Annotated in this window: 7 protein-coding genes and 1 tRNA gene; 1 reads left to right on the top strand and 7 read right to left on the bottom strand. The window is 57.3% G+C overall.

Features of this window, described 5'->3' with window-relative positions; genetic code table 11:
- Positions 1–53 precede the first annotated feature (53 nt).
- Complete coding sequence (locus GGQ68_RS03595; protein ID WP_246429250.1) at positions 54–887, bottom strand: SPOR domain-containing protein; 834 nt, start codon at positions 885–887, stop codon at positions 54–56.
- A 331-nt stretch (positions 888–1,218) separates the two neighbouring features.
- Between GGQ68_RS03595 and GGQ68_RS03590 the strand changes: the two genes are divergently transcribed.
- Positions 1,219–1,308 (top strand) — tRNA-Ser (locus GGQ68_RS03590).
- A gap of 336 nt (positions 1,309–1,644) precedes the next feature.
- On the opposite strand, the gene GGQ68_RS03585 is transcribed toward GGQ68_RS03590, so the two are convergent.
- The 6 genes from GGQ68_RS03585 to GGQ68_RS03560 form a co-directional block, all read right to left on the bottom strand.
- Positions 1,645–2,829, bottom strand: coding sequence for a GIY-YIG nuclease family protein (locus tag GGQ68_RS03585; protein ID WP_183963051.1), 1,185 nt, complete (start codon positions 2,827–2,829; stop codon positions 1,645–1,647).
- On the bottom strand, positions 2,822–4,867 hold the full coding sequence (locus GGQ68_RS03580; RefSeq protein WP_183963050.1) for a DEAD/DEAH box helicase: 2,046 nt from the start codon (positions 4,865–4,867) through the stop codon (positions 2,822–2,824). The genes GGQ68_RS03585 and GGQ68_RS03580 overlap by 8 nt, the downstream gene beginning before the upstream one ends.
- Positions 4,857–5,522, bottom strand: a complete 666-nt coding sequence (locus GGQ68_RS03575) for a hypothetical protein (RefSeq protein ID WP_183963049.1) — start codon at positions 5,520–5,522, stop codon at positions 4,857–4,859. The genes GGQ68_RS03580 and GGQ68_RS03575 overlap by 11 nt, the downstream gene beginning before the upstream one ends.
- On the bottom strand, positions 5,519–8,269 hold the full coding sequence (locus tag GGQ68_RS03570) for a class I SAM-dependent DNA methyltransferase (RefSeq protein WP_183963048.1): 2,751 nt from the start codon (positions 8,267–8,269) through the stop codon (positions 5,519–5,521). The genes GGQ68_RS03575 and GGQ68_RS03570 overlap by 4 nt, the downstream gene beginning before the upstream one ends.
- A 243-nt stretch (positions 8,270–8,512) precedes the next feature.
- Positions 8,513–9,997: a YfjI family protein gene (locus GGQ68_RS03565; RefSeq protein WP_183963047.1), complete on the bottom strand. Its 1,485-nt coding sequence runs from the start codon at positions 9,995–9,997 to the stop codon at positions 8,513–8,515.
- Positions 9,994–10,890 carry a DUF7146 domain-containing protein gene (locus GGQ68_RS03560; protein WP_221235516.1) on the bottom strand — a complete coding sequence of 299 codons (897 nt, stop codon included), beginning with the start codon at positions 10,888–10,890 and terminating at the stop codon, positions 9,994–9,996. The genes GGQ68_RS03565 and GGQ68_RS03560 overlap by 4 nt, the downstream gene beginning before the upstream one ends.
- Between the last annotated feature and the right edge of the window lie 310 nt (positions 10,891–11,200).

The raw sequence follows: 11,200 nt of genomic DNA, 5'->3' as shown, positions 1-11,200 counted from the left end.
GATTTTGAGCTTTGATGCGGAATCGCCCCTATTTGCGGCAAAAAGTCCCGCGATCAGTCGGTGACAGGATAGGCGTCTTCGAACCCGTTCGCCTTGATCGTCTTCAGCAGTGCGTCGCGCTCTTGTGTCGTCTGCGCCGGGCCAACGACCACACGCCAAAACGGCTTACCTGATGACGTGCCGGGTTTGACTGATGGGATCAGCCCTGCCTGCCGCATGGCCACGGCCGTGTTCGAGGCATTTTGCTCAACTGAAAAAATGCCGATTTGCAAATATGGTCTGCTCAGCTTGCTTTTCGCGGTGACCGGGACCGGCTTCGATGCAGCGGGTGAAAGCGCCGCAGTTTGAGCAGGGGCTGTTACAGTGGGGGCCGCATCCAGCGCCTTGGCCGCATTTTCCGAAACTGGGTCGAGGGTGCCTTCGCTCACATCTGGCGCGGCGGTCATAAGCGCTGGACCTGTCGCGCCAACCAGATCTTTGTCCGCGCCGGAAGGCTTGGCAGCCAGGCCCGGTTCAACCTGCTCGCGGCGCAGGGCTACGACGTCAAGTGTTGTCGGTGCGCCTGCCAGCATTCCAAGCGCTGCGGCCGCATCGGACGAAACCTGAAGACGGGGGCCAGGCGTTGCACGCTCCTTACGGAAGAGCGCACCGATCACGTACTGCCCGTTGTCGGTATTGCGAATGATCGCTCGTTCCGGCTCCTTGACGTCCGGATGCGCGACCCAAACCCCTCCCAGCGACGGGCGGCCGTCCCAAAGACCGGGTTCCTTGGCGGCAAAGATTTCAGGGGCTTCTACATCACGCTCGGTTTCTTGAGCGCCACTGACGCCAGCCGCACCGCGAGACACCTGCTCCCCTTGGGCTTTGGGTTGAAGAAAGCCGGGCATCTGCCCCTCCGTGCAGGCCACCAACACCAGACATGTTGTCAGGAGGAGGGGGGCTCGCAGAAGTCTGCTTTTGGAATATCTACCGCTCATCAGGTGCCTCTTGCCTTCTGTTGCCGCATTGCGCGACGACGCACCGGGTTGGCCGGTTGCGATGATCTTTGAATTGCAGCTTGGAACTGCGGTGTTGCCTCGGTTCGGGCCGTTTTGCGCCCTTTTGACGTGAGATTAGCCTTTAGCGGGCCTTCTGAAAAGCCTGCAATCTGAAGAGCTGTCGATTTTTCAAACTGAGTGCTTTTAGAATCGCAATTGGCGCGCTAGAGGATCGCCGACCGGAGGTTTGGCAGAGTGGTCGATTGCACTGGTCTTGAAAACCAGCGGGCGTGAGAGCGTCCCCAGGGTTCGAATCCCTGAGCCTCCGCCATTACACGCTGTTTTTACAGGAAAATTTTAAGATTTAAGCGACTTACCCGCCTAAATACCCATCAAACGAAAAGTTCTTATTTGCATTGGATTGCAACAGCCGCTCAGTTTCATGTGCGATCAAAGTCAACATTATCTATCATTAAGCCCATCCAGACATCCACGTGCATTCAGGTATGTTTGCTTCAAGCAAGCGGCTTAATAGGCCCTTGCGGGAAATTCGCACTCTGTAAAATCTCTGCCTCCAGATGCAGAAACAGAGCACACCTACATAAAAATTTGCGTGGCTTCAGCTAAAGGAAGCCAGCTTGGCCACCGCGCCAAACTTAGCTACTTTCTATGGGTGCGACACGAGGCTGGCCTGCTCTGGGTCATAGCGAAACTTGGTGATCGTGCCGTCTTTTATCTTCTGAACGGCCTCGTCGATGACGAAAAGCGGCACCAGGAACCATTCTCGGGCCGTCACCGGACGACCAAACCGATCCGGAATTTCGATATCGAGCTTTGCAGTCCCGAAAATCCGGTGGATCAGGTTCTCAAGTCGGGTCTGGTTGATGTTGTAGAGTTCATAGGTCGCCACGACCTCTACCGGCGCCATCAGGAAGGTAGGTTGAAGGTGCGCACCGGCAATCCGCTTCTCGACACCCAATGTGGTCACGCCGATCTTGTGCACGACGTCCCTGTTCTCGGACACCATTGGGTGATCGGATTTGCTGCGCAGAACATAAATCGTGCCGGTGGTGCTGTCGCCCTCTTCGGGCGCGTCCGCGAACAATGGCCCCGCGACGGAATCGGTGATCCGCCGACCAGACTCATCCTTGTTCAAAGCTCGCTGAAGCGAACGCATCAGCATTCTGCTTTCCGTGCCATTGTCGAAAATCACGCGCAGACGGGCGTCCGTTCGACCTTGATCGGTAAGGGTCTCCTCGCCCATCTCCGCGACATAGGCCTTTTGCCCTTCCACGATGAAGAGGCGACCCTTCTGGATCTCTGCCTTCAGCTCGAAGGGGCGAGTTTCACGCTGCCCGGACTCCAGTTCGCGCTGTACCTTCTCGAACAGTGGTTGGAAGGTCTCGAAATCCTCACACCGCTGACGGTTCGCGATGTCCTCCGCCTCCTTGCGTTCGGCGTTCGAACGGACATGCTTCAGCTCGGTGATAGGGGATGCCTCTACCTCGACGCCAAGCGCTGCAAGCAATGCGTCATCATCCAGATCGTCGGCAACGGGCGTCACCTCGGCTCCGGACAGCAGGCCATCAGCGTCCAGGTCGGCAAGAAGCGCAGCGGCTTCCGGCAGCTCCCGCAGCCGTTGAAGGCGCACGGCATATAGCCGCTCGAAAATATCGCCGTCCTCGGAATGCCGAGGCAGGCGTCCATGCTCGGCGACGAATTTCTGGATATCCTCGAAGCCCGCGATGATCCGTTCCTCGCGGGGCGTCCGCGCGACCTGCTTCTTCTTCTCGACCTCGATGCCCAGCTCGGACAGCAGGGCATCGTCATCATCGGTGAACATATTAGCCATTCATCGCCTCCTGCTTCATGCGCGTGAGGAAGGCCACGCCCTCGGCCATGCGTTTCTCCCAGGCATCTGCGGAGGTCAATGACGGCAGCCGCCCGCGCTCCTGTTTGAACTTCACAGCACGCTTTGCGAGGTCTCGGGCTTCCTCCGGGGACAGTTTGATCTTCTTGGCCTCGATCACTGCAGCCACCTCTTTCAAGCTTTCCTCGCTCATGGTCTTGGCAAGGATCGCATAGGCTTCGCTGAACGGGTTGATCCGGTCGATCAGGTCGATATCCAGGTCCTTGACGCTCATGGCGAACTGGCGAACGCCATCGACAAAGGCTGTGTTCGACGGCGCATCGGTGCCATCTCCCAACAGCGTCTTCTTGGCCTGTTGCGTGAAATTCATCGCGGCAATGGCGTGTTGACGCACCGCCTCATGGTCGGCCTCGTCCAGCTCGGGATACTTGTCACGGACGATCTTGCCCATCTTCACTTGAGTCAACTCTTCCGGCACCATTTCCTCATCAAACAGCCCACGCTCGATCGCGGTCTTGTCCTGCACGAATGCCGTGATGACCTCGTTCAGATCGTTCTCACAAATACGGTTGGCTTCGGGGCTCTTGGGCTGGGTTAGGCCCTTGATCTCGATCTGGAACGTGCCCTTCTCCTCGTTGAAGCCCACATTGCACTTGCTCTCGTCATAATCGTTCTCGCCATAGTCAAAGCCGTCCTGTGCAGTGCTGGCAGGGGTCTTCGGCTTGAACTCGAACTTGGGCGTCAGCACTTGCTCCATCAGCAAGCTCGCCGCGATGGCCTTCAGCGTGTCGTTGACGGCTTCGCGCACCGCTTCTTCCGAAGCATCCGGTTCAGCGATCAGGTTGGTGAAGCGTGCGTGGGTCTTGCCCTTCGCATCCCGCGTGGCCCGCCCGATGATTTGAACGATCTCCGTCAGGCTCGACCGATAGCCTACGGTCAGCGCGTGTTCACACCAGATCCAGTCGAAGCCTTCCTTCGCCATCCCGAGCGCGATGATGATGTCCACATGATCGCGGTTGTTCTTCTGGCTCGGGTCTTTGAGCGAGGCGGAAACCTTGTCCCGCTTGGCCGGTTCATCGTCCACCAGGTCGGCGATCCTCAGCACCTTGCCATCGGGGCGCTTCACCAGCTGGAAGCCAGTTGCCGGGTCAGTGCCCTGCCAGTCGCCCAAGGCGTCGATGATGTGCTCGACTTCCCGATGCTTGTCCTTGGTGCTTTCACGCGAATTGACGTTAGGGATGTGCAGGATCGTCTTCTCGTGAGGGTCGAGCACCTTCAAGAGCTCGTCGGCATAGGAACCGCTGTAGAAGAAATACCCGATGTCGAGCGTCTTCAGGTAGGTGTAGCCGCTGAGCTGTTCGTAATAGGTGTAAGTCACCGTCTGGAACCGCGCCTCGTCCTCGGGCGACAGAACCGCCTCGGTGTCGCCGCGGAAATACGATCCGGTCATGGCGACCACATGCGCCTTGTCACGCGCGATCAGGGTGCCCAGATGCGCGCCCAGTTTATTGTCGGGGTTGGCCGAGACATGGTGGAACTCGTCCACCGCGATCAGCCGGCCATCGAAGGCCTCGATCCCGAACTTGTCGACGGCAAAGCGGAAGGTGGCATGGGTGCAGACGAGGATCTGGTCGTCGCCTTCTAGGAACTTTCTGACTGCACCGACCTTGCCGCTGTCACCACCGGGCGAATTGCAGAGGTTCCAGCGCGGCGCGACGGTCCAGTCGGCCCAGAAGCCGAACTTGGACAGCGGCTCATCGGCGAAGCTCGATCCGATCGACTTCTCCGGGACCACGATGATGGCCTGCTTCAGGCCCTGATTGTGCAACTTGTCGAGCGCGATGAACATCAGCGCCCGGCTTTTCCCCGAGGCGGGCGGCGACTTGATCAGCAGGTATTGCTCGCCACGCTTTTCATAGGCGCGCTCCTGCATAGTGCGCATCCCAAGCTCGTTGGACTTGGTGGAACTGCCATTGGCCGGATAGGAAACGGAAACAGAGGGAACAGATTTATTTGTCATTCGAACTATTCTCTAGAGCAGGTGGGAAATGAGGCGGCACATCGAATATGACCGAACTTCGCGCCTCTTGCTCCTTGCGGCGCGATGAAAATTCTTCAATTTTTTCAAGCAAGAAGGCTTTTGCGTCCCACTCAAATCCCAGATCCGCTTTGTGTGTATCTGCTATGCCATACTCTTCAGAAAGTTTTTCGGCCAACACTAAGGCATCATATCCGAGCTTGGCATAACCCTCCTGCCTTGCGTCAAAAAACTCGGCGTAGTCTGGAGGAAATGCGACGTACTCGGATTGTCCGGAAATATATCGATCAGTCGTCCTTGCCTTGTTGGGGAGCCCCAAGACTTGATGCATAAGATCATTCGGTAGACTACGCCACGCTATGTCACTAGGGAAAGCGGGTGGCTCCGGGGGCTGAACTTGAGCCTGATGATACTCTTCGCCGCTTTGGGTCCGGCCAGCTGGGCGGCCTTCGCTCGTACCGTCATCTTGAACCACATCCACGCAGTTGTCAGCGTACTCATGCAGAATGAAGACCAATCTAACAGCCGAATAAGATCCCTCCATTCTACGCTGACGCCACGCGGCATAGCTATCTTTGGAGATAGTAAGAAAACTACCGACGACGACGCCTACCAAACCGATTAAAGCTTCTATCACGCCGACACCTTCGTCGTCATCTTGGTGTACATGTCGAAGAGCTTTTCGAGGCGTTCGGTGTCGTTTTTGAAGCGGCGACCGATGTAGATGCGTTCTAGGGTCTCGTCGTTGCGGTGATGGGCCGCGCGGAGGTTGGCAGGCATTTTTTCGGGGTCGTAGAGGTCCGCAATGGTGGCCGGGAAATGCGCCTCGCGCGCCAGAAGGATGTCTTCGGCGCAACGGGTCAGGTCTTCACGGTTTTTCTCAGTCAGTTTGGGGACGGGGAAGGTGTTCCAGCCAAGGGTATTGGAGTAACGATAATCCGTTTTCATCTTACCACATACCGTAGCAACCCAATTCAAGTGAAGCCGCGATGCAACGATCGATAGATTCCAAAGCTCAGCATTAAAAACTGCAAAAGAAAGGTTCGTTACAATCGTTCCAGCCTCGCAAAATCCAACAGGAAGGAACTCCCTAACTTCAGATGAAACACTTGGCACTATAATAACCGTTTCATTTCCGACCTGCCTCACCTCACCAAAGCGATGCGGAACGTCAGCAGTTTCAACCGTAGCAGATTTCGGGCTCGCTAGCCTCATGGCTTTCACAGCGTGAATTCGATCTGATATGGTCGGTATAAGCATCGCATCTTTGCGATCACTGTCAGATATCCAAATGCAGTAACGTTGTTGCCCGCGAATAAATTCTGCGGAGCCAAGGATGGGCTTTATGAACTTATCTTGTTGTTGATCCGTGAGTTTCAGGTCGCGTATCTCCTCGGAAGATAGAAGAAGATTGCCGCCATCCACAGGCTTGCTACCGAATGTCATCTCCGAAAGAGATGATATTGGCTTGCTACGTTTCTGGATCACTATGTTTTCAGAAGATACCAAGTACGGGTTGATATTTCCCGCTTCCTTGAGAACAGTCTCTCCGGCATCATTGAGGGTGTACAACTGGCGTGACGATTTTGGCTCATTAGAGATTGCAATGATAGCCACAGTGACACCAGCATTGTGACTGGCGAGATTCATCCACTTGAAAGAAGTATGGGCAAAAGAAATTTCGTGGCCGGTGGCGAAAATAAGGGGCCATAAAATAGGAACTTGTTGGCCTTGGCATATTGAATTTGTGGACACAAAAGCGGAAACTGTTGGCGTGTGTAACCCGTAGTCAGCGGCTTTCATAAACCACCCCCCGACATAGTCGAGGGACTTCCAACCCTTGGTTCGACCACCGAAAATGCGCTGCAAATCCTCTTTCTGCTCTTTGCTTTGCCAAGTCGAGCCAAGATAGGGTGGGTTCCCGCAGATATACGTCTCCCCGCCTTCGTTCTCAAAGTCGATCTGTGCCTGATCCAGTGGTGTCTGAAACAGATCGTCCGCTTTCACCTTCACGCCCGTACCAGTTGGGGGACAGATCGCCAACCAATCCAACCGCAGCGCGTTACCACATGTGATCCAGTTCTGACTGTCCAGCGGCAGGAACTCGGCCAGCGCTTCCTTCTGACCCCGATAGGTCACGTCGCATTGGTATTCCGCGATGATCAGCGCCAGCCGGGCAATCTCGGCCGAGAAATCCCGGATCTCGATGCCGCGGAAGTTGGTCAGGGGGATGTCCGTCTTGCGATCAGCCTCGCCCCGGCGGCGGTTGATCTCGGCCTCGATCGCACGGAGCTGCTTGTAGGCGATGACAAGGAAGTTGCCCGACCCGCAGGCCGGATCGAACACCCTGATCTTGGCGATGCGGTTCCGCAGATTCAGTAGCTTGCGGGCATTGTCGCCCGCCTCCTCAAGCGCAGCGTTCAGGTCATCGAGGAAGAGCGGGTTCAGCACCTTCAGGATGTTCGGCACGGAGGTGTAGTGCATGCCCAAGACAGAGCGTTCGCCCTCATCCGCGACCGCCTGGATCATCGAGCCGAAGATGTCGGGGTTGATCTTGGTCCAGTCCAGCCCGCCGATATGGCTGAGATAGCGCTGCGCAATCTTGGAGAAGCGCGGCACCTCGGTCGAACCGGAAAACAGCCCGCCGTTCACATAGGGGAAGGCATCGGCCCAGCGGGGCAGGTTGGCGCTCGCGCGGTCCTTGGTCGCCACGTTCATCGCGCGGAAAATCTCGGCTATGACCTCATGTGTGTTGGTGCCGTCGCGGTTCGACATGCGGTCGATCGTGCCGGTGAACAGATCGGCGGTGGTGAAAATGTCGGTATCTTCCGCGAAGAAGCAGAAGATCAGCCGCGCCATGAAATGGTTCATGTCGTGCCGACGTTCGGCTTTGCCCCAATCGGGGTTGTCCTTCAGCAGCTCGACATAGAGGCGGTTCAGGCGGCCCGTCGCCTTGATGTCAAAGGCGCTTTCCTTGATCTGCTTGACGGTCGAGATGCCCGCGAGGGGAAGGAAGACACCAAAGCTATCGGGGAAGTCCTTGTAGGCGCAGGCCACGGTGTCGCCGCCGATCAGGTCTTCGGCCTCGAAGGTCTGGCCGTCCGTGGCGAGGATGAACTTGGCCTTGTGTTTGGTCGTGGCGGGGCTGTCCTTCAGCGCGGCGAGGGTCTGGGAGACTTCGCCAGGCGCGCAGGTTGCCATGTGAATATTGTTGCGTTGCAGAACCCCGCCAAGGTCCGACTTGTTGGTGTCGCCCTTGCGCAGCTTCTTGATCTCAGTCGCCTTGCGCCCAAAGGCCTCAAGGAAGGCATAGGGAAATTCCGCCGCATCAAAGGGGGCCTCAGCGAGGTCGGAAATGGCCTGCTCGATTTCAACGGGGTTCATTCAATCGGCCTCATAATTTAGTAGTTTTCGATACCAGATGCCAGCAGAGACGTTCACCTTTAGCTTGAGTTTCACCCGTGATCCATACACTGCATGGCGTGTCGCCCAACAGTACTCACACCGGACTACTTCTCTTAGGGTATCTAACGGCCTGCCCACACCGTCGTCTTTGGTTTGCGACAACCGCGACACCCGCGACAAAATTAGAGGTTTGTCGCGGGTGTCGCGGTTGTCGCTGTAGTACTAGCCACTCCTGCAGATGCGCCAACACTCCTTTCTGGCGGACCCGCGAATGGTTGTTCCCTCTGGCAGCCGTATCAACCACCCATGTTGTTCCAGTACGCCGGCCGACTCTTTAATTTGAGGCCTCTCACGCATTCCGCTAGGCCCGAAACGCATCATGTCCCGAACTGTCACGTGATCGTACTCGCATTCTTCGATTAGCCACTTTCGTAGTTTCTCAGCTTTTCTGATCTGCGGTGATACCCGTGCTGCGGCAGTCAACCTGAGCGCTTCGGAAAGATAATACCGGGCCAGCTCAATCCCATGAACCATCGTGGTAGCCGAAACTTCCTTGGCGTCGAGGTGGCTCCACAGTGTCAATACGCCCGATATACGAGCCGCTTGTTCAGCAGCCTTCGATGCGTAGCCTGAAATGCTGTCGAAGTCTCGTCCTGGCGCTTGGGCCACCTCTACTTCGTTGGCAAACTCAATCAGCCGAAACTTGGCTTCCATGGAGAGTTTCAGCCCACGGGGATCCAAGGATTGATTGTCGTCCATCAAAGGCATCGGCGCATTTAGTATCTTCCGTAGGCGGCATTCAAATTGACCTATAGCCTGGCAAGCCATGTCGACCTCCCTGTATAACCGCGTACCGATGGTGCTCGGTGGCTCACAAACGAGAAATCGCGGTAGGAAGCCGGTATCCACCGTCATTGCATCAGCCAGAAAATCATACGCCACGCTGGGCTGAACCATCAGATGAACCGCGAGCCTGCGGCCAAAAAAAACGGCATGCCCATCCCCTGCTCTTGTGCGACGTATCGGATTGCCCTGCCACAGGTCGTTGAAAGCGGCGAGAGTTTTCGTGCGATTATCTCTGTTCATTGCGTGACCACCTAGAAACTGTCCTCCCTCATCGGAAAAGATACCGAGAGATGGCTGACCCTCAGCAAAGAGTTTGGTTAAACCCTCGAAGGTCGGCTCAGTTACGGTACGGTCTTGCGAAAGCGGGGCGCTTGGTTCGCCCCCCAAAGCCTTAAGATCAGCCTGCGCGGCAGTTCTAATTTCACTCCCGCCATTGCGAATCTTACCCAAGATCCGATCGCGCTCCCCCTTCCACAGCGCATGTGTATTTTGCCAGCAGGTGACAGCATCGGCACGAGCGCGGCTTTGTTCGCGCTCATGGTCGCGCAATGCCGCCATCAAGGGCGCGTCACAACTGCTTTTGCGTTCACCGCTGCGCGCGATGGTCAAGGCGAATAGAGACAAAGGACGCGCACCGCCCAGCGTTTCGACATCGGCAAAGCCCTGCACCGCCAGCGACGCCACCGTGAGAGCCGATGCCGCCGGGATGGCTACGGGGGCCTGCGTGCGGGCCTGCACCGCCTCGACAGCCGCTCGCAGTGGGCCAAGGTGATCCACCGGATAAGCGGCACCGGAGGCTATTTCGCGCACCAGCGGTTGCGGGCCTTCGGGCGCAAAGGGGATTGGTTGCGGGGTGTTCATGGCATGCCCCCTTTCATCATCAGAATGTCGTTCCAGTCGCGCCCATTCGGCACGGGAAGGGTCGAGACGATCCAGCCAGAGGCGTGCGCCCGTTCGGCTAGCTCAATTGCCGCCGTGCGGCCCGCTTTGTCCCCATCGGGCGCAATGGTCAGCCGCCCAGTTTCAAAAGGGATTTTCAGGCCCCGCAGCCCGGAAGTGGACAGCGCCGCCCAAATGGTCGCGGGGCGTTGCAACAGCCCTGATGCGAGCGACAGTGCAGTTTCGATGCCCTCGGCCACCACCAGCGGCCCGCCTTCATCCGTCAACCGGACCGCGCCGCCAGATGCTGCCCCCAGCATGGCCCTGGACGGGTCGACGTCGGCTTTGCCGCAACCATCAGCGCGCAGGTATGTTCGATGCACCGCAAAGTCTACACCCCAGTCGATCAAGGCCACCATAGCAGGATACCGCCGCGCTGTTGCCCCATGCCAGCAGTCAGGGTGAAAGCGCAGCGTATCGGGCAAGGCGCAGGTGATGCCCCGCCCGCGCAGATAGGTTTCCGCGATGGTCGCACTGATCGGCAACGCCTTGTGCCAGACTGCGCAGGCCTGCGCTGCACGGCGCTTGGCCTGCGCTGCACGGCGCTTGGCCTCCGCCTCACGTCGCGCGCGATGGGCTGGATCTGGCGGGGCAAATCCCTTGGGGGCCGTGGGGGCGACGCCAACTGCCCCCAAGATGTCACGAAACCCGCAATCGGATTTCTTGCAGTGGGCCAGCAGCCCCTTGTTGCCGTCAGAAAGCGTCAGGGCGTTCTGCCCGGGACGTTGTTCTGATTGGCAGACAGGGCACGGCGCGGTGCCATAATGGCGACGCCACGTGCCGCGCAGCATTTGGGTGAGGTCGCGTGCGTTCATCACTCTCCCCCCAAGTTAGAGAGGCAACAATCTGCGCATAAACTTCGCACTCTGCGTGCAACCAAAAAACTATAGAACATCGAGAAATCGCGGTTCAAACCACTTTCGCAAGATGTGAGATCGGGAGTTTCTTCCGAATTTTTGTATGCCATTTTCAGCCTTAGTCGTTGATAGGCTGGGCGGGGTGGGATAGCTTTCGGGTGTCTAGCCAAGAAAACTTTATACCTAGCCGCCGCCCCTTTCTTGGGTGGCGGTTAAGGTTAGGCGGATTGCCGTGCCTCCCAATTTTCAAGATCAGCAAGTTTCCACC

This window comes from Sagittula marina (genome assembly GCF_014196795.1).
GTDB lineage: Bacteria > Pseudomonadota > Alphaproteobacteria > Rhodobacterales > Rhodobacteraceae > Sagittula > Sagittula marina.
Note: the sequence above shows the minus strand (reverse complement) of the source record. Positions and strands in the feature narration are given on the sequence as shown.